This is a genomic window from Rhizobium phaseoli, assembly GCF_001664385.1.
GTDB classification, from domain to species: Bacteria; Pseudomonadota; Alphaproteobacteria; order Rhizobiales; family Rhizobiaceae; genus Rhizobium; species Rhizobium phaseoli.
Genome location: NZ_CP013532.1, coordinates 2,374,446 through 2,392,775 on the forward strand (window position 1 = coordinate 2,374,446; position 18,330 = coordinate 2,392,775).

The 18,330-nt window shown below is 61.3% G+C and carries 16 protein-coding genes; 4 read left to right on the forward strand and 12 right to left on the reverse strand.

Annotation, left to right across the window (positions count from 1 at the left end; translation table 11 throughout):
- Positions 1-11: 11 nt before the first annotated feature.
- From sufA to AMC88_RS11580, 8 genes are all read right to left on the reverse strand, one after another.
- Positions 12-404, reverse strand: coding sequence for a Fe-S cluster assembly scaffold SufA (gene sufA / locus AMC88_RS11545; RefSeq protein ID WP_004675584.1), 393 nt, complete (start codon positions 402-404; stop codon positions 12-14).
- Positions 405-497: 93 nt separating this feature from the next.
- On the reverse strand, positions 498-878 hold the full coding sequence (locus AMC88_RS11550; protein ID WP_064825314.1) for an SUF system Fe-S cluster assembly protein: 381 nt from the start codon (positions 876-878) through the stop codon (positions 498-500).
- Between the two features lie 12 nt (positions 879-890).
- On the reverse strand, positions 891-2,132 hold the full coding sequence (locus tag AMC88_RS11555) for a cysteine desulfurase (protein WP_004675588.1): 1,242 nt from the start codon (positions 2,130-2,132) through the stop codon (positions 891-893).
- A gap of 12 nt (positions 2,133-2,144) precedes the next feature.
- Complete coding sequence (gene sufD / locus AMC88_RS11560) at positions 2,145-3,419, reverse strand: Fe-S cluster assembly protein SufD (RefSeq protein ID WP_004675590.1); 1,275 nt, start codon at positions 3,417-3,419, stop codon at positions 2,145-2,147.
- 24 nt (positions 3,420-3,443) lie between these two features.
- Positions 3,444-4,199, reverse strand: a complete 756-nt coding sequence (gene sufC / locus AMC88_RS11565) for a Fe-S cluster assembly ATPase SufC (protein WP_004675591.1) — start codon at positions 4,197-4,199, stop codon at positions 3,444-3,446.
- A gap of 79 nt (positions 4,200-4,278) precedes the next feature.
- On the reverse strand, positions 4,279-4,512 hold the full coding sequence (locus AMC88_RS11570) for a hypothetical protein (protein WP_004675593.1): 234 nt from the start codon (positions 4,510-4,512) through the stop codon (positions 4,279-4,281).
- A gap of 1 nt (position 4,513) precedes the next feature.
- The gene (sufB, locus tag AMC88_RS11575) at positions 4,514-5,983 is read right to left on the reverse strand and encodes a Fe-S cluster assembly protein SufB (RefSeq protein WP_004675596.1); all 1,470 of its coding nucleotides are present in this window, start codon (positions 5,981-5,983) and stop codon (positions 4,514-4,516) included.
- A 216-nt stretch (positions 5,984-6,199) separates the two neighbouring features.
- Positions 6,200-7,366, reverse strand: a complete 1,167-nt coding sequence (locus AMC88_RS11580) for a cysteine desulfurase family protein (RefSeq protein ID WP_064825315.1) — start codon at positions 7,364-7,366, stop codon at positions 6,200-6,202.
- Positions 7,367-7,583: 217 nt separating this feature from the next.
- Here AMC88_RS11580 and AMC88_RS11585 point away from each other — a divergent pair, with 217 nt between their 5' ends.
- Positions 7,584-8,261: an alpha/beta hydrolase gene (locus AMC88_RS11585; RefSeq protein ID WP_004675601.1), complete on the forward strand. Its 678-nt coding sequence runs from the start codon at positions 7,584-7,586 to the stop codon at positions 8,259-8,261.
- 143 nt (positions 8,262-8,404) lie between these two features.
- Positions 8,405-9,571: an acyltransferase family protein gene (locus tag AMC88_RS11590; protein ID WP_010023126.1), complete on the forward strand. Its 1,167-nt coding sequence runs from the start codon at positions 8,405-8,407 to the stop codon at positions 9,569-9,571.
- On the opposite strand, the gene AMC88_RS11595 is transcribed toward AMC88_RS11590, so the two are convergent.
- Positions 9,561-10,079, reverse strand: a complete 519-nt coding sequence (locus tag AMC88_RS11595; RefSeq protein WP_012483967.1) for a GNAT family N-acetyltransferase — start codon at positions 10,077-10,079, stop codon at positions 9,561-9,563. The two genes, AMC88_RS11590 and AMC88_RS11595, sit on opposite strands and share 11 nt — an antisense overlap.
- A gap of 8 nt (positions 10,080-10,087) precedes the next feature.
- Complete coding sequence (locus AMC88_RS11600) at positions 10,088-11,206, reverse strand: anhydro-N-acetylmuramic acid kinase (RefSeq protein WP_012483968.1); 1,119 nt, start codon at positions 11,204-11,206, stop codon at positions 10,088-10,090.
- 134 nt (positions 11,207-11,340) lie between these two features.
- On the opposite strand from AMC88_RS11600, the gene tyrS reads away from it, so the two are divergent.
- Positions 11,341-12,597, forward strand: coding sequence for a tyrosine--tRNA ligase (gene tyrS / locus AMC88_RS11605; protein ID WP_004675609.1), 1,257 nt, complete (start codon positions 11,341-11,343; stop codon positions 12,595-12,597).
- An 83-nt stretch (positions 12,598-12,680) separates the two neighbouring features.
- Here the strand turns inward: tyrS and AMC88_RS34040 are convergent, their stop codons facing one another.
- Positions 12,681-12,962: a hypothetical protein gene (locus AMC88_RS34040; protein ID WP_012483969.1), complete on the reverse strand. Its 282-nt coding sequence runs from the start codon at positions 12,960-12,962 to the stop codon at positions 12,681-12,683.
- A gap of 184 nt (positions 12,963-13,146) precedes the next feature.
- Here AMC88_RS34040 and AMC88_RS11615 point away from each other — a divergent pair, with 184 nt between their 5' ends.
- Positions 13,147-14,808: an alpha-amylase family protein gene (locus AMC88_RS11615; protein WP_064829955.1), complete on the forward strand. Its 1,662-nt coding sequence runs from the start codon at positions 13,147-13,149 to the stop codon at positions 14,806-14,808.
- An 18-nt stretch (positions 14,809-14,826) separates the two neighbouring features.
- Here the strand turns inward: AMC88_RS11615 and AMC88_RS11620 are convergent, their stop codons facing one another.
- Positions 14,827-18,225, reverse strand: a complete 3,399-nt coding sequence (locus AMC88_RS11620; protein WP_012483971.1) for a YhdP family protein — start codon at positions 18,223-18,225, stop codon at positions 14,827-14,829.
- Positions 18,226-18,330: the final 105 nt, after the last annotated feature.

Here is an 18,330-nt window from a genome sequence, read left to right on the forward strand (position 1 = left end):
AGCCTGCCGGGTTAGGAATGCGCCGGCTCGCTCTGGCGCTGCGCGGCAAGGGCCGCGAGATCGGCGGGCTTCAATTCGACGGATTCGCCGCAGCCGCAGGCCGATGTCTGGTTCGGGTTGGTGAAGGTGAAGCCGGAGCGTAGCGTCGTCTGCTCGAAGCCCATTTCGGTGCCGAGCAGATAGAGCACGGCTGACGGCTCGACCCAGACCCTGGCGCCATCGCGCTCGATCAGGTCGTCCTTGGCATTGGGCTCGGTCACCAGATCGATGGTATATTCCATCCCGGCGCAGCCGCCCTTCTTGATGCCGACGCGAACGCCCTTGGCTTCCGGACCGGAATTTTCGACGATCGCTTTGACGCGGGCCGCGGCCCCTTCCGTCATGCTCATCACTGCAAAGCCCATCGGCTTCATCTCCTTCCGCAACCGGGGTCAAGATCCGGTGCTTCGTGATTCAAAATGTAGTCGTCCGGGGTAAACGGATCAATACCGGCCGGCTTAATACCAGCCGACAGCGACCTGCGCCTCTTCCGACATACGATCCGGCGTCCATGGCGGATCGAAGGTCATTTCGACCTCGACGCCGGACACGCCTTCGACGGCGCCGACGGCGTTTTCCACCCAGCCCGGCATCTCGCCGGCGACCGGGCAGCCGGGCGCGGTGAGCGTCATCATGATCTTCACCATCCTGTCGTCCTCGATGTCGATCTTGTAGATCAGACCGAGTTCGAAGATGTCGGCGGGAATTTCCGGGTCGTACACCGTCTTCAGCGCGCCGATGACGTCGTCGCTCAACCGTGCCAACTCATCGGCCGGGATGCTGGAATGCACGATGCCTTCGCGCACATCGATCTTCTGTTCGCTTTTGTCCAGGCTCATCACGGACACTCCTCAAGCAAAGAACTTGCGCGCATATTCAAGCGCATCGGCCAGGGCATCGACCTCGGCGCGGGTATTGTACATGCCGAAGGATGCACGGCATGTGGAGGTGACGCCGAAGCGTTTCAAGAGCGGCATGGCGCAATGGGTGCCGGCCCGCACCGCAACGCCCTGCCGGTCGATCACCATCGAGACGTCGTGGGCGTGGATGCCGGCAAGCTCGAAGGAAAAGATGCTGCCCTTGTCGGGCGCCGTGCCGAAAACGCGCAGCGAATTGACCGATTTCAGCCGTTCGACCGCGTAAGCGGCAAGATCGGCCTCGTGCCGGGCGATCGCCTCGCGGCCGACCTTCTCCATATAGTCGAGCGCATAACCGAGCCCGATCGCCTGGACGATCGGCGGCGTGCCGGCTTCGAAGCGATGCGGCGGATCGTTATAGGTGACCGCGTCCTCGGCCACCTCGAAGATCATCTCGCCGCCGCCCTGGAATGGGCGCATCTGGGCAAGCCGTTCCTTCTTGCCGTAGAGCACGCCGATGCCCGACGGGCCGTAGAGCTTGTGGCCGGTCATGACATACCAGTCGCAATCGATATCCTGCACGTCGACCGGCAGATGCACGGCGCCCTGGCTGCCGTCGATCAAGACCGGAATGCCGCGCTCATGGGCGATGCGGCAGACCTCCTTGACGGGAACGATCGTGCCGAGCGCATTCGACATATGGGTGATGGCGACGAGCTTGGTGCGCTCCGTCAGGCTCTTCTCGAAATCCTCGATATGGAAGGCGCCCTCGTCGTCAACAGGCACCCAGACCAGTTTCGCGCCCTGCCGCTCGCGGATGAAGTGCCAGGGCACGATGTTGGAGTGGTGCTCCATGATCGTCAGGACGATCTCGTCACCCTCCCCGATCTGAGGCATGCCCCAGCCGTAGGCGACCGTATTGATCGCTTCGGTCGAATTCTTGGTGAAGACGATGTCGTTGACAGAAGGAGCGTTGAGGAAGCGGCGCACCTTCTCGCGCGCCGCCTCGTAGGCATCCGTCGCGACATTGGAGAGATAATGCAGGCCGCGATGCACATTGGCATATTCGCGGGCGTAGGCATGCGAGATGGCGTCGATCACCACCTGCGGCTTCTGGGCCGAGGCGCCGTTGTCGAGATAGACCAGCGGCTTGCCATGCACCTTCTCCGCCAGGATCGGAAAATCCCGGCGGATGGCTTCGACATCGTATGGCGTGGCCGGCACGATCTTGTCCATTATTATATCCGATCAGGCGTGCTTCTCGAGCCAGGCCGAGATTACGCCTTCCAGCGCCTCGACCAGGGCTTCATCTTCCAGTTCCTCGACAATCTCGGCGACGAAGGCATTGACGAGCATCGCCCGCGCCTTGTTCTCCGGAATGCCGCGCGCCATCATGTAATAGAGATGGTTGGCGTCGATATCGGTCACGGTCGCGCCATGGCCGCACTGGACGTCGTCGGCGAAGATCTCGAGCTCGGGCTTGACCGAGAACTCGGCATCGTCGGACATCAGCAGCGTATTGCAAGCCATCTTGGCGTCGGTCTTCTGCGCATCGGGCGCCACCCGGATCATGCCCTGGAAGACACCCTTGGCACGGTCGAAGACGACGTTGCGGATCACCTCGGTCGAGCCGGTATGCGGCACGTCGTGGCCGAGCACCATCGTCACGTCGGTATGGCTGTCTGCCCCGAGCAGGTTGATGCCGCGCAGCGTCAGATCGGCGCCCTCGCCCGTCACCTTGATGTGCAGTTCCTGGCGCACCAGCTTGCCGCCGGCATTGATGACGAACAGGCGAAGCTTGGCATCGGCGCCGAGATCGATGCGGATCTGGCCGAGATGCGCATCGTCAGCGCCCTGCTGCTGCAGGATGATCCAGGTCAGCTCCGTGCCTTTGCCGACGGTAATGTCACTGATATGAGACACGAAGGCGGCGTCACCCGTCACCGCACGGTGACGTTCGATAACGGTTGCCTGGACGCCGGCGCCGAATGAAACGGGAAGGCGCGTATGCGTTTGCCCGCCGGCATGGATGAACTGGATCTCGAGCGGATCTTCAAGATCGGTATTATCAGGCACGTCGACCACATAACCGTCGCGCACGAAACTGCCATTGATGCGGCCGACCGCATCGTCGCCGCCGAGCGCATCGAGCCCGCCTGCGGCCGAGCCGTCGCGCAGACTTTCGCTATAGGCTGACACGCCGAGACCCTCTGCGGCCGCCTTCTGATTGGCATGGCCCTGGATCACCGCCAGCACACTGGAACCCGCGACGAGCGGCTCAAGCGGGTCGGAGCCGGCGTCGCCTGCCTGCGACGGCAAGCCGCGCAGCAGGTTTTTGAAGTCAGTGTAATGCCAGGCTTCGATGCGGCGCGTCGGCAGGCCGGCCTTCTTCAGGTCATCGAGAAGCCGGTCGCGCAGCGCCGTCACCGCGCCATTGCCCGGCAGGTCACCGATCTGCTGGTTGAAGGCCTCGATCAGCGCCGTCTCGGCCGCGGTCAGGCGACTCGTCGTCTGCATGTTCATGGAGGTCGTCCTTTCCACCCGAACTCAGGCCGCCGCGCCGATGATATCGGCATAGCCGTTGGCTTCGAGCTCATGCGCCAGCGTCTTGTCGCCCGACTTGATCACCTGGCCCTTGTAGAGCACGTGAACGGTATCAGGCACGATATAGTCGAGCAGGCGCTGATAGTGGGTGATGACGACGACGGCGCGATCGGGCGAACGCAGCGCGTTGACGCCGTCGGCGACGATCTTCAGCGCGTCGATGTCGAGGCCGGAATCGGTTTCGTCGAGCACGCAGAGTTTCGGCTCGAGCAACGCCATCTGCAGGATCTCGGCGCGCTTCTTCTCGCCGCCGGAGAAGCCGACGTTGAGCGGACGCTTCAGCATCTCGGTGTTGATCTGCAGCTTGGCCGCGGCATCCTTGACGCGGCGCATGAAATCCGGCGTTGTCAGCTCGTCCTCGCCGCGCGCCTTGCGCTGCTCGTTCATCGCCACCTTGAGGAACTGCATGGTGGCGACACCGGGGATTTCGACCGGGTACTGGAAGGCGAGGAAAACACCCTTGGCGGCGCGTTCGGCCGGATCGAGTTCGAGAATGCTCTCGCCGTTATAAAGAATATCGCCCTCGGTCACTTCATAGTCTTCACGACCCGACAGCACATAGGAAAGCGTAGACTTGCCGGAGCCGTTCGGGCCCATGATGGCGGCCACTTCCCCGGCCTTCACCGTCAGGTTCAGGCCACGGATGATCTCGGTGCCATCTTCGGCAATGCGGGCATGAAGGTTTCTGATTTCAAGCATCTTTGGTTCCTGCGTTTTCTCTGCGTAGCTCACCAGAGCCTCGCGTAATTCTAAGGACTTCGACCTGTTGCGCTCGGCGCTATCGCGCCAAAAAACGAATGACACGGAAAACCGCGAGCGTTACGAACCAAAACCATTCGAGAATCTGAATAATCTTTCCCGGTTTTTCCATGCGCTGCTGGAGAAACACGTAAGGCTGCTCCGGCGGCGTTTCCGTCTCGTACCTTTGCTCGCGGGGGCGAATTTTCGCCAATATCTCCCCGCGCATATTCTCCAGACGTTCAAGAATGCGCTTCTTGTCCGTCTCGTCCATATCAGCCTACAGAGCCTTCAAGCGAAATACTGATCAGCTTCTGCGCCTCGACGGCAAATTCCATCGGCAACTCCTGCAGCACTTCCTTGACGAAGCCGTTGACGATCAGGGCGATCGCCGCTTCGGTCGGGATACCGCGCTGCAGGCAGTAGAACAGCTGATCCTCGGAGATCTTCGAGGTCGTCGCTTCGTGCTCGAATTGTGCCGTCGAGTTCTTCGCCTCGATGTAGGGCACGGTATGGGCGCCGCACTTGTCGCCGATCAACAGCGAATCGCACTGGGTGAAGTTGCGCGCGTTCGAAGCCTTGCGGTGAGCCGAGACCTGGCCGCGATAGGTGTTGTTGGAAACACCGGCGGCGATGCCCTTGGAGACGATGCGGCTCGAGGTATTCTTGCCGAGATGGATCATCTTGGTGCCGCTGTCGATCTGCTGATGGCCGTTCGAGACAGCGATGGAATAGAATTCGCCTCTGGAGTCGTCGCCGCGCAGGATGCAGGACGGATATTTCCAGGTGATGGCCGAGCCGGTTTCGACCTGCGTCCAGGAGATCTTCGACCGGTCCCCGCGGCAATCGCCACGCTTGGTGACGAAATTGTAGATGCCGCCCTTGCCTTCCTTGTCGCCGGGGTACCAGTTCTGGACGGTGGAATATTTGATCTCGGCATCGTCGAGAGCCACGAGCTCGACTACGGCGGCATGCAGCTGGTTTTCATCGCGCTGCGGGGCCGTGCAACCTTCGAGGTAGGAGACGTAGGCGCCTTCCTCGGCTATGATCAGCGTGCGCTCGAACTGGCCGGTGCCCTTCTCGTTGATGCGGAAATAGGTCGACAGCTCCATCGGGCAGCGAACGCCCTTCGGCACGAAGACGAAGGAGCCGTCGGTAAAGACCGCCGAATTCAGCGTCGCGTAATAATTGTCCGAGGTCGGCACGACCGAACCGAGATATTTGCGGACGAGATCGGGATATTCGCGGATCGCTTCCGAGATCGACATGAAGATCACGCCGGCCTTCTTCAGCTCCGCCTTGAAGGTGGTGACCACCGAGACACTGTCGAACACCGCGTCGACGGCGATCTTCGGCTTTTCGACGCCGGCCAGGATCTCCTGTTCACGCAGCGGAATGCCGAGCTTCTCGTAGACCTTCAACAGCTCCGGATCGACCTCGTCGAGCGACTTCGGACCCGGCGCGCTTTTCGGCGCTGCATAATAGTGGATGTCGTTGAAATCGATCTTCGGATAGTTGACGCGCGCCCAGGTCGGCTCTTCCAGCGTCAGCCAGCGCCGATAGGCCTCCAGACGCCATTCCAGCATCCACTCCGGCTCCTGCTTCTTGGCCGAGATGAAGCGGATGATATCCTCGGACAGGCCCTTGGGCGCCTTGTCCATTTCGATGACAGTCTCGAAACCGTATTTGTACTGGTCCACATCGATCAGGCGTACCTGGTCGATCGTTTCCTGCACGGCAGCCATTTCGTTCTCCAATCTCGCCGGATACAAGGTCCGGCAGCTTGTAGCGTCTATGGGCAATTTCCTTGCCCTGATGGTCGGACAATTCCTTGCCCCGATGGTCGGGCAATATCTTGCCCTGATGATCGGGCAATATCTTGCCCTGATGTAAGAGGCCAAAAGGGACTTTTCAGCCCGATTGGCAAGCGGAAATTTGCATTTCCGCAAGTTTATATCAGGTCAGGCCGCCTCGCCCGCCGACCTGCGCCGGCAGGCGATCTTCGCAAAAGCGGCAATCGCCCTGTCTATATCCTCTTCCGTGGTCGAAAAGCCGAGCGAGATCCGCAGCGCGCCGAGCTTGGCGTCGCGTCCCATCGCCGTCAGCACATGGCTTTCGCCAAGCCGGCCGGACGAGCAGGCCGAGCCTGCCGAAAGCGCCACGCCTTCGAGATCGAAGGCGATCTGCCCGGTCTCGGCCTTCAGCCCCGGCAAGGTGAAGAAGATGGTATTGGCAACACGCTCGCCGCCCTCGCCGTGGATGATCACGTCCGCCGCCGCCTGGCGCATGCCGGCTTCCAGCCGCTGGCGCAGCGCGCCGATGGCGGCGTTGCGCGTCTCCAGTTCATTCGCTGCCACCTCGGCCGCCGCGCCGAAGCCGATCAGCGCCAGTGAATTCTGCGTCCCCGACCGGTGACCACGCTCCTGCCCACCGCCTTGGATCAGCGGCCGCGGCATCAGCGCCTCGCCGCGCGCAATCAGCGCGCCGGCACCCTTCGGCCCGCCGATCTTGTGCGAGGAGACGATGATGAAATCGGCGCCGAGCCTGTCGATATCGAGCGCGATGCGGCCGGCGGCCTGTACGGCATCGACCACAAAGAGCCCGCCATGCGCGTGAACGATCTTTGCCGCCGCCTTCACCGGCTGGACAATACCCGTCTCGTTGTTGACGAGCATGATGGCGACCATCGGCAGTCCGGCAGCCTTGTCATGAGTATCGAGCAGGGTAGCGAGCGCGTCGAGATCGACGGTGCCGGCTTCGGTTACCGGAATCTCCGTCATCTTCTCTTTGGCGAAACGCCCGCCCTCGCGCATGGCCGGATGCTCGATCGCCGAAAAATACAGATGGCCGAGCCGCAGCGGCGTACGCCCCATGCGGAAATCCGGCGTCAGCACCAGATTGGCGGCTTCGGTAGCGCCACTGGTGAAGACGACATTGCCGGGTTCGGTGCCGGCAAGGGCCGCCACCTGGCGTCGCGCACCCTCGATGGCGGCGCGCGCGGCGCGGCCTTCTCCATGCACGCTGTTCGGATTGCCAAACACGTCGATGGCGCGCATGATCGCCTCGCGCGCTGCCGGGTGCAGCGGCGCTGTGGCATTCCAGTCGAGATAAAGGCGTGGCGGCGCCATGATCTTCAGTCCTGCGCTTGACGAGCTTGCTTCAGCACCCGCGGTTCATTTTTCTTGAAATTTCCGCCGGGCTTGCCTTATGACACGTTCCACGAAGCGTGGATCGCCATGCAAGTTTCGAATTGTTCTAAACTGCGTTTTAGAAAAGCTGACAACATTAGTCAAGTCATGTTGTCGTCCGACGCAGCGCGAACGCGAAATAAAACCCGGAGTACCAATGCCCGAAGTTATTTTCAACGGCCCAGCCGGCCGTCTTGAAGGCCGCTACCAGCCCTCCAAGGAAAAAAGCGCGCCCATCGCCCTGATTTTGCATCCACATCCGCAGTTCGGCGGCACGATGAACAATCAGATCGTCTACCAGCTCTTCTACATGTTCCAGAAGCGCGGGTTCACGACGTTGCGCTTCAATTTCCGGGGCATCGGCCGCAGCCAGGGCGAATTCGACCACGGCGCCGGCGAATTGTCGGATGCCGCCTCGGCGCTCGACTGGGTGCAGAGCCTGCATCCCGATTCGAAGACCTGTTGGGTCGCCGGCTATTCCTTCGGTTCCTGGATCGGCATGCAGCTCCTGATGCGCCGGCCGGAAATCGAAGGCTTCATGTCGATCGCCCCGCAGCCCAATACCTACGACTTCTCCTTCCTGGCGCCCTGCCCCTCCTCCGGCCTGATCATCAACGGCGAGGCAGACAAGGTGGCGCCGGAAAAGGACGTCAACGGCCTCGTTGAGAAGCTGAAGACGCAGAAGGGCATTCTCATCACCCATCGCACCGTGGCCAACGCCAACCACTTCTTCAACGGTCAGGTGGAGACGCTGATGAGCGAATGCGAGGACTACCTCGACCGCCGCCTCAATGGCGAACTGGTGCCGGAGCCGGCAGCCAAGCGGATCCGCTAAAGCGTAGCGCGAACCCTCGTCCCCTGTAAGAGGCGCTCGCCCCATCCGGGCCGATTGTGCCGGAACAGATCACCTTACCGTGTTGCAATATATTTTGCAGTGCGGTAGGGTCCCCGCGATCGAAACAGAAGCGAGGTCCGCAAATGACCAAGTCGTTCGGGGAAGTTCTGGATAAGTATAAAGGAATCGGTCCGGGATTTGATTTTCTTCGAATTGGTCTCGCCTTTTCTATCGTCCTGACCCATTCGTTTTTGCTGACTAGAAACGATGCTTTCATCAGGGGCTCGATATTCTGGTTTACCGAATACGCTCTTGTTCCGATGTTCTTTGCCTTGAGCGGATTCCTGATCGCCGGCAGTGCCCAGCGGCTGAGCCTGCGGAATTTCCTGATCAACCGCGGATTGCGCATCGTACCGGCTCTTGCCGTCGATATCGTCGTGTGTTCGCTGATCATCGGCCCGATCGTCACGATCGTCTATCACTCGGAATATTTCACCGACCCGCGCTTCGTCAAATACTTCCTGAACATCGTCGGCTGGATCCATTACGAGCTGCCGGGCGTGTTCCAGGACAATCCGACCCAGAAGGTCAACGGCGCTCTGTGGACGGTTCCCTGGGAAATCTTCTGCTACATCATCATGTCGTTTCTGATGATCACCGCCATCGTCAAGACGCGCTACAAGCTGCTCGCGGTGACGGCCGCCTATATCGTCATCGGTCTCATCGTGCAGAAGATGCCCTATCTCCTGCCTGATACAATCAAGCCCGTCGCCCGCTTCCTGTTCATGAGTCGCGGTTCGCAGCTGATAACCGCCTTCCTGATGGGCATCGTCGCTTTCCAGTTCAAAGCGGTCATTCCGCATTCGCGCTGGATCTTCGCCGCCGCCTGCCTCGTTTGCGTCGCCGCCATTCTCACTCTCGACAGCCGGGCGATTGAATCGGTGATCAACCGGCCCCTCGTCATCACCTCGCTTGTTTACATGACGGTCTTCATCGGTCTGTCGGAAGTCCCGATCCCCGCCTTCTTCCGGAAAGGCGACTATTCCTACGGTGTCTATCTCTATCACGATCCCTTCCTGCAGATCTGGATAAGCGCGTTCCCCTCGGTCTTTCTCTATCCGAAATATGGCGCGCTGGCGCTCTATGCCGTCGGCCTGCCTTCGGCTCTCGCTGTCGCGGTGCTGTCCTGGCACTTCATCGAGAAGCCGATCCTCGGCCTTCGCAAGAAGTTCTCGTTCATCGCCCAGGTCAGGGGCGTCGAGGACGACAATCAGGGCGGACGCGTCCGGCCGCTTGCCGTCAAGAGTTAGGCTTTGCCGGCCGCATGTCAGCGGTCATCTCGAAAGCCATATCGAGCACTCCATCGATTAGGATCGGCGCACGTTTGCGCATGCCGATCTTCCTGAGAACGCGCTGCGAGGCGATGTTTTCGGGATGCGTGAACGCAATGAAACCGGACGCAAGTCCCCGTTCGAAGAACCAGTCGGCCAGAGCGCTCGCCGCTTCTGTTGCCAGGCCCTTGCCCCACACCTCCTCGATCAGGGAATAACCGAGTTCGAACTGCTCGCTCCCGAACCGCGAAATGCCGGCGCGGCCGACGAAACGTCCATCCTGGGTGACAATCTTGTATTTGGTCGTTCCGTCGCGCGCCTGTTCCTCGAACCAGCCCCGCAGCCGTTCAGCGGCCTTCTCCGGGCTCCAGGGCGCGCTGCCGGGAAGATAGCGGGTCGTTGCCATCGTCGAATGCAGCTGCTGCACAAGGGCTGCATCGCCTTCGTCCCACATGACGAATCTGAGCCGCGGCGTCTTCAGGATCATCCTGTCGCTCACGGCGTTGCGAGCACGCCGCCGCTGACGGGAGCGCTGACTCCGGTCGTGCCGGGAAACGTCAACGGGAGCCCGTCCAGCGAGCGGACAGCGAGATAGGCCCAGGCCTCTGCCTCCATTGCATCGCCGTCGAAGCCTGCCTGTTCGGCGCTCAACACGCGCGATCCCAGGCTTTCGGCCATCGCCGAGAACTCCGCCATCAAAGTGCCATTCAGCCGGCCGCCGCCGCAGACGACATAGGTCGATGGAGTTTCCGGGAGAAAACCAGCGGATTTGATGATCGAGGCGGCGGCGACGTGCGCCAGTGTGCGGGCACCGTCTTCGAGGCTCGCCTCCTCGGACCGAAGCGGCGCGAAATCGCCGCGGTCGAGCGAACGGCGGACATTGCCGCGGAAAAACGGGCTCTCCAGATAGCGCTCCGCGACAGCAGCAACGACCTTGCCGCGTCCGCCGATTTCGCCGCCGGGATCATAGGTTTTGCCGGTCTGCATCTCCACCCATTGGTCGATCAGCGTATTGCCCGGCCCGCTGTCGAAGGCGACGATCCGGCCGTCGGTACCGATGAAGGTCAGATTGGAGATGCCGCCAATGTTGACGAAGCAGACCGCCTGCCCCGCCTGCTGGAATTTTCCCGCAAGCGCGGCGTGATAGGCCGGCACCAGCGGCGCGCCCTGCCCGCCATGCACCATATCGTTGGCGCGCATGTCATAGACCACCGATATGCCGGTGCGCCGGGCGAGGTCGCCGCCGTCGCCGATCTGAATCGTCAGTCCTTCGTCCGGCCGGTGAAGCACGGTCTGGCCATGAAAACCGAGAACATCGATGACATAGGCTGAAAGCCCGAAACGCTCAAGAAATGCCGTAACGGCAATTGCATGCCGTCCGGTCAATTCAAGCTCGATGTCCCGAAGTTCCGCGGGCCGCTTGCTCCTGTGGTGGAGCGGACGCGCCAGGTCCAGCGCCCGCTTGAGCCGCTCGCGAAATTCGGTCTCATAGGGCACACCCAGGAACGGCCCGCGCTCAATGAAACCGCGGCCGTCCGTCCTGATCAGCGCGACGTCGATTCCATCCATCGAGGTGCCGCTCATCAGACCGATCGCGGTCCTGATGACATCCATGAGGCTTCCTTCCCGTGCGATTCCCGGATGCACTTTTGTGAAAACAGTGCTAAACGCGCCGCGACAGATCAACAACAACGAATTTGCGCGAGGCCCATACGGGGTTAGGCGCAGAGACCAAGAGACGAAAGCCCATGTCCGAGTTCAAGTCCGAGTTCCTCCGCACGCTGAAAGAGCGCGGCTTCATTCATCAGATCTCTGATGAGCGCGGCCTCGACGACCTGTTCGCCAAGGAAACCGTGACGGCCTATATCGGCTACGACCCGACGGCATCGAGCCTTCACGTCGGCCATCTCACCCAGATCATGATGCTGCATTGGCTGCAGGCGACGGGCCACCGCCCGATTTCGCTGATGGGCGGCGGCACCGGCATGGTCGGCGATCCCTCCTTCAAGGAGGAGGCGCGCAAGCTGATGACGATCGAGACAATCGAGCAGAATATCGCCTCGATCAAGAGATGCTTCTCGAACTATCTCGATTACGACAAATCCGGCAACGCCGCGTTGATGATCAACAACGCCGAATGGCTGCGCTCGTTGAATTACCTCGAATTCCTGCGCGATGTCGGCCGCCATTTCTCGGTCAACCGCATGCTGTCCTTCGACAGCGTGAAGACGCGCCTTGACCGCGAACAGTCCCTGTCCTTCCTGGAATTCAACTACATGATCCTCCAGGCCTATGATTTCGTCGAACTGGCCAAGCGCTACGATTGCCGTCTGCAGATGGGCGGTTCGGATCAGTGGGGCAATATCGTCAACGGCATCGATCTCGGTCACCGCATGGGGACGCCGCAACTCTATGCACTGACCTCGCCGCTGCTGACGACCTCGTCCGGCGCCAAGATGGGCAAATCGGCATCCGGCGCGGTCTGGCTGAATGCCGACCTGCTGCCCGTCTATGACTTCTGGCAATATTGGCGCAACACCGAGGATGCCGATGTGCCGCGCTTCCTCAAGCTCTTCACCACCTTGCCGATGGATGAAATCGCACGGCTTTCGGCGCTCGGCGGTTCGGAACTGAACGAGGTCAAGAAGATCCTCGCAACGGAAGTCACCGCAATCCTGCACGGCCGCGCAGCTGCCGAGCAGGCCGCCGAAACGGCGCGCAAGACCTTTGAGGAGGGCGGCCTCTCGGAAAACCTGCCGTCGGTCGATATCCCAGGCACCGAACTCGACGGCGGCATCGGCCTGCTGTCGCTGATGGTCCGCGCCGGCCTTGCCGGCTCCAACGGTGAGGCCCGCCGCCACGTCCAGGGCGGCGCAGTCCGCATCAACGACGAGGCGGTCAGCGATGAACGCCGCCTGATCGGCAGCGACGAGATTACCGCCGACGGCGTCATCAAGCTCTCGCTCGGTAAGAAGAAGCACATACTGATCCGCCGCGCGGCGTAAGCTGCGGCAGATGAGAACAGTGACAATGGCCGGCGCTTAGCCGGCCTTTTTCATTTCGCTGAAGGCGCTGGCGAGGCAGACGATCACTCGACACTAGGCCGAGATATTGCATCCGTTCGTTCGACCGCTTGAAAGACATAGGGTGGTGGATTGACGTCTGTAGCGGGTGGCATGCGTGACCACCAACTGATCGAGAAGATTGGCGGCGTCACCGTCGCGTCGAGGGGCACCATGAGGATATGGTCGGAGCGGACGGTCTGCGGCCTCAGTCGCGCTCCCTTTTCTACGGCATAGGAAAACTGGTGGCCAAACGTGACTGCGATCACGGCGGCAGACGCGAAAGAGATTGTCCGGGCGCACAGCATGGCATCCTCCGCCGACCACGGTTTTCCGGCCGAACCTCATCTTACATCAGAATTAGCTAAAATGTTCCGGCATCGATGACGAAATTGTCGGCCGAACTTGCCCGCCAGCCGGCCAGCACGCACCGCCTGATCGGAACCTTTTCCGCCCGGCGGGATTTGCGACCAGATGGATTGGAGAGCCGGCATGATCAACGACCTCTGGTATAAGAACGCCGTCATCTACTGCCTGTCCGTCGAGACCTTCATGGATGCGAACGGCGATGGCGTCGGTGATTTTCAGGGCCTGATGCGCCGCCTCGACTATCTCTCCGGCCTCGGCGTGACGGCGATCTGGCTGATGCCGTTTCAGGAGTCTCCCGGCCGCGACGACGGCTACGACGTCTCGGATTATTACAATGTCGACCGGCGTTATGGCACGCTCGGCGATTTCGTCGAATTCACCCACGGCGCCAAGCAGCGCGGCATCCGGGTGCTGATCGATCTCGTGATCAATCACACGTCGAAGGATCATCCCTGGTTTCAGGACGCCAGGAGTGATCCGCATTCGCGCTATCGTGAATGGTACGTGTGGTCGGAAAAAAAGCCTGCGAATGCCGATCATGGCATGGTCTTCCCCGGCGTGCAGAAGACTACCTGGACCCATGACGAAAAAGCCGAGGCCTACTATTTCCACCGCTTCTATGATCACCAGCCCGATCTCAACACGTCCAATCCCGAGGTGCAGGCCGAGATCCTCAAGATCATGGGCTTCTGGATCCAGCTCGGCGTCTCGGGGTTCCGGATGGATGCCGCCCCCTTCATAATCGCGACCAAAGGCGCCGAGGTCACCAAGCCGGTTGAGCAGTTCGATATGCTGCGGAAGTTTCGCGAATTCCTGCAATGGCGCCTCGGCGACTCCATCGTGTTGGCGGAGGCCAATATCCTGCCGAAGGACAATTTCGAATATTTCGGCGACCATGGCGACCGTATGCAGATGATGTTCAATTTCCAGGTCAACCAAGCACTGTTTTATGCCTTCGCCAGCGCCGATACCCGGCCGCTGAAGAAGGCGATGGAGGCAACGAAACCACGGCCGGCAACCGCCCAATGGGGCCTCTTTCTGCGCAACCACGACGAGCTGGATCTCGGGCGGCTGACGGACAAACAGCGCGGCGCTGTCTTTGCCGAATTCGGGCCTGACAAGAACATGCAGCTCTATGACCGCGGCATTCGCCGCCGGCTGGCGCCGATGCTTGGCGGCGACCGCCGCAGGATCGAAATGGCCTACAGCCTGCTGTTTTCGCTGCCGGGAACGCCCGTTATCCGCTACGGCGACGAGATCGGCATGGGCGACGATCTGAACCTGCCGGAGCGCGATTGCGCCCGCACGCCGATGCAGTGGTCGACCGAGCCGGAAGGCGGCTTCACCAAAAGCCCGAAACCGATCACCCCTGTGATCAAGGACGGTCCCTACGGCTTCGAGCATATCAATGTCGCCGAACAGCGGCGCGATCCGAACTCGCTGTTGAACTGGACCGAGCGGATGATCCGAATGCGCAAGGAAGCTCCCGAGATCGGCTGGGGCGATTTCTGCGTGGTCGACACCGGCGACGACGGCGTGCTGGCGCTTCGTTACGACTGGCGCGGCAATTCCGTCTTGATCCTGCACAATCTGCATGCGCAGCCGGCGGAAGTGACCTTCGATCCCGATATCGGCGAAGACGGGCGACAGCTGATCGATATTGCCGATGGCGCAAGCAGCAGCGCCGACGAGAAAGGCCGTCACACCATTCGGCTCGATGCCTACGGCTATCGCTGGTATCGTGTCGGCGGCCTCGACTATCTCCTCAGGCGCAAGGAAATTTAGGCTTCTGGCTTGCCCGTCTTATTGAAACTCGAAGATTTGCCGGAAAACACCGGGCGCGATGATCGAAAGCGGGTTGATCTGCAGGTTCGGCTGGTCGAACTTGCCGGTCAACTTGAAGGTGATGCCGATCAGTCCGCGGTCGCTGCCATTGCCGAGGATGACCCCGATCAGCGGCAGTTCGGCGAACAGGCGATTGAGACCGTAGGCGGGCATGAAGGTGCCGGTCATATCCATATTGCCCTTGCGGTCGCGCACCACACCCTGGAAGGTCGCACCGATCTGGTCGCCGCGCAACACGCCGTTCTCGATACCGATCATGCCGTTGCGCGAGACGATGCGGGCAAAACCGCGCTGGAAGCGTTGCGACGAAGTGTCAATGTCGCGTTTGACGGCCTCGTTGAGGCTGCGCTGCTCGTTTCCGACGGGTGTCGAGACAATCGAACGCAGGCGCTGTTCGTTGACGATCGAGAAGCGGCGCACATCGAGCGAGCCGTCCCAGCCGCCCTCAGCACCCAGCCGGATCGCCAGATTGAGCAGGCCGCCCTGCATGTGCTGGTAGAGATCGGCGAAACGCGAGACTGCGCCCGCATCACCGCTGGTGATGTTGATGACGCCGCCATCCTTCATCTGGCTGACAACCGCCTCACCGCTGTCGGTGATGCCGGAAAAATTCAGCGCCTGCAATTTGTCGCCGCGCAGTGACAGCTGTGCCTGGAAGTTGCCGACCTTTTCGTCGTTGAAGCCGATGACGTTTTTCAGCCTGGCGCGCACCGACACGCCGGTGTTGTCGGCATTCCCGCCATCCTCGTCGCCGGAGCCCGATTTCAACCGCGCGATTACCGGCCGCGCATCGGCGCTGTCGCCGGAGACGGAAACGTCGAAATTGCCTTTGCTGCGCTTCACCGACAGGGCGAAATCATCAAGCGAGGAGAGCCTGACGCTGTCGAAATCGGCCGAGATCAGTCCCGCCTTGCCGACATTCAGCGAACCGCTGGCGCCGAAACCGTCGCCTTTCAGCCGGAAGTTCCTGATCTGGATATTGTCGGTCGGGCCGGATGTTTCGAATTCAGCCGTGGCGGCAATACCGCTGCCCTTCGACCAGCCGATCCAGGGCAGTTCGAGCAGCGATCTGGTGAGATCCAGCTCGACGTCCTGCCGGTCCTCGTCGATCCGCGTCAGAACCATTTTCACGCTGCCGCCGACGATGCCGGAAAGGCCGGGCACCAGCCTGTTGCGCTGCTCCTCGGAGAGTGTCGCGGTGATCACCCGTTGCCGCGCCGCGCTGTCGGATGCCTCGACCGGCTCGGTCAGATCGATGTCGGCCGGGACACCGTCGATCTCTGCCTTGGCGTCAAGCGTGATCTGTTTCGGATTGCCGTTCAAAGTACCGTCGAGATTGCTGATCGTCCGGCCGGAAAACGGCTTGGCGAGATTGACGTCCGCAAGCTTCATAACCGCCGTCCATTCGGCCGGCGGCGGGTTCTGCGAGGAGAGCAGGCCGAAATGCGCCTTCACGTTCGCGTCGATGTGTCCCTTGAAATCGTCGGGCGTAAAGCCGGCGCGCTGCAGCACGCGGATCGGTTTGTAGGTCAGGAGTTCGCCGACGGCGTCCGCCGCACCGGAGACCGCAAGATTGATATCGGCCATCAGCGGTTTGTCGTAGGCGGAAGGTATGACGAACGTTCCCTGCCCGAGACCGACGGACCGGCCGGAGGGGAAATAGGAAGTGCCGCTTTTGATCGAAATCGTCGCAACAGGACCGGTCAGGTCGAAATGCGCCGCCGTATCGCGCACCGGCGGAATGTCGCCGGCAACGTTCATCCGCGCGCCGGCGATGTCGAAGCCGATGCGGATTTGGTTGGCGTCGAGCTTCAATCCCTTGCCGCCGGCTGCCTCGTCGAGCCGTCCAAATGGGATGAAGACGGATATGGCGGCATCGGTGACGGTGCCGCCAAAGAGATTGCCGTGCACCCATGTGCGCACCTTGGGTGCCATCCAGAACGGCCAGAGCTGCTTGATCGCCGTCGTCTGCAGCTCTCTGGACTGCCCGGCGAAGCTGATTTCCGGCGATTTATCGCCGAGCTTGACGTGCAACGCCCCGTAAAGCGCGCCGAGCGGACTGGAAACGGTCATGTTGGGAAACAGGAATTCCCGCCCGGCGACCATATAACGTCCGGTCGCCTGGATATCGAAGGAGAGCGGCTGTTCGCCGGAGCCGCCAGGCGCGGCGGTGCCGCCGCTGACAAGCACGTCAATGCCGAAGCCCTTGCCGGCTTTCGGATCAAGTTTGTCGAGATCGATCAGCGCGCCGTTGAGAGGAACCGTGGTCGCGCCGAATTGGGCGTTCGACTTGGCGATCTCGAGCGTCTGCTTGGCGAAATCGTAGACCAGATTGATTTGTCCGCCCGACAGTTCCTGCGGATCGCCATCCGCATAAATCAGGCCAGGATCAACATCGACCGTTGCAGCAAGTGCTGGCTGCGCGCCGTCGCGCTCCCTAGTCGCCGAAACCGTCAGGTCGACGAAAGCACTGAGCCCCTGCCGTATCACGCCCTGATCGTTGCGTTTCAACGCAAAGGGCGTGAGGTCGGCGTGCTTGAGCGTCGCAACCACCCTCGACACCTGGCCGCCTTCCTTCTCGGCCCGCACGTCGAGCTCCGCCACCTCGCCGTTCAGCGCAACCTCACCTGTCAATTGCAGCGAGGATGGACCGGCATGCGCGAAGACGAGATTGTCGACCACGAGCGATAACGGGCCGTTTGCGGTATCGGCCAATTTAACGTCGATGCCGGAGATGCGCACGGAATTGGTCGAGCCGCGTGTCACGATGCTATCGAACATGTCGAGCTGCGAGAAGATCTTCTCCATCGCCGCCGGCATGGCGTCGATGCGCAGATCGTCGAGCTTGATGGGGTTGCCGGAGGGCAGAAGTGCCGTATCGAGCGCGATATCCTCCGCTTCGATATCGGCGACGGCGATACGGCCGCGGAAGAGCTGCAGCGGATCGAGCCCGAGCCGCACCGAACCCGTGGTCGACAGGTGCTGGCCGCTCTGCTGGTCGATCATATTGACGTTGCGCGCTTCGAGCGCCAGCCGGAAGTCGGAGGTGAAGCGGATGACCGTGGAGCCGACTTCGGCGCGGTAGCGCGGTCCGGCCACGCTGTTCAGCGCCGCCTGCGCCTGCTGCGACAGCGGTTTGTCGAACATGCCGCTCTCGACGGTGAAGACGATCGCCGCGAGAATCAGGAGAATCAGTCCCAGAAAGCCGCAGGTCAGCTTCGCCGTGCGCCGCATCGGCGACCGCGGCGGCGGGCAATGAACGATGATCGGATCCTCGGCCTGGGCGGACGGCAAGCGGTCCAGCGCAACGATATCCTTCTTGCGAAACGTGACCTTTTCGCCGCGGATGGCTGACATGCGCCCTCGGGCTCTCCCTTAAATCGAAGAATTGAACCCGGCCATGCTGGACGGGTTTCCGTCCACTATATAATTCGGGGAGAGAGAGTGTCATCCACAAACCCG

Bases quoted from the DNA above. Each gene is read 5' to 3' on its own strand.
- sufA (WP_004675584.1), bottom strand. From the start codon at position 404: ATGGGCTTTGCAGTGATGAGCATGACGGAAGGGGCCGCGGCCCGCGTC.
- AMC88_RS11550 (WP_064825314.1), bottom strand. From the start codon at position 878: ATGAGCCTGGACAAAAGCGAACAGAAGATCGATGTGCGCGAAGGCATC.
- AMC88_RS11555 (WP_004675588.1), bottom strand. From the start codon at position 2,132: ATGGACAAGATCGTGCCGGCCACGCCATACGATGTCGAAGCCATCCGC.
- sufD (WP_004675590.1), bottom strand. From the start codon at position 3,419: ATGAACATGCAGACGACGAGTCGCCTGACCGCGGCCGAGACGGCGCTG.
- sufC (WP_004675591.1), bottom strand. From the start codon at position 4,199: ATGCTTGAAATCAGAAACCTTCATGCCCGCATTGCCGAAGATGGCACC.
- AMC88_RS11570 (WP_004675593.1), bottom strand. From the start codon at position 4,512: ATGGACGAGACGGACAAGAAGCGCATTCTTGAACGTCTGGAGAATATG.
- sufB (WP_004675596.1), bottom strand. From the start codon at position 5,983: ATGGCTGCCGTGCAGGAAACGATCGACCAGGTACGCCTGATCGATGTG.
- AMC88_RS11580 (WP_064825315.1), bottom strand. From the start codon at position 7,366: ATGGCGCCGCCACGCCTTTATCTCGACTGGAATGCCACAGCGCCGCTG.
- AMC88_RS11585 (WP_004675601.1), top strand. From the start codon at position 7,584: ATGCCCGAAGTTATTTTCAACGGCCCAGCCGGCCGTCTTGAAGGCCGC.
- AMC88_RS11590 (WP_010023126.1), top strand. From the start codon at position 8,405: ATGACCAAGTCGTTCGGGGAAGTTCTGGATAAGTATAAAGGAATCGGT.
- AMC88_RS11595 (WP_012483967.1), bottom strand. From the start codon at position 10,079: ATGATCCTGAAGACGCCGCGGCTCAGATTCGTCATGTGGGACGAAGGC.
- AMC88_RS11600 (WP_012483968.1), bottom strand. From the start codon at position 11,206: ATGGATGTCATCAGGACCGCGATCGGTCTGATGAGCGGCACCTCGATG.
- tyrS (WP_004675609.1), top strand. From the start codon at position 11,341: ATGTCCGAGTTCAAGTCCGAGTTCCTCCGCACGCTGAAAGAGCGCGGC.
- AMC88_RS34040 (WP_012483969.1), bottom strand. From the start codon at position 12,962: ATGCTGTGCGCCCGGACAATCTCTTTCGCGTCTGCCGCCGTGATCGCA.
- AMC88_RS11615 (WP_064829955.1), top strand. From the start codon at position 13,147: ATGATCAACGACCTCTGGTATAAGAACGCCGTCATCTACTGCCTGTCC.
- AMC88_RS11620 (WP_012483971.1), bottom strand. From the start codon at position 18,225: ATGTCAGCCATCCGCGGCGAAAAGGTCACGTTTCGCAAGAAGGATATC.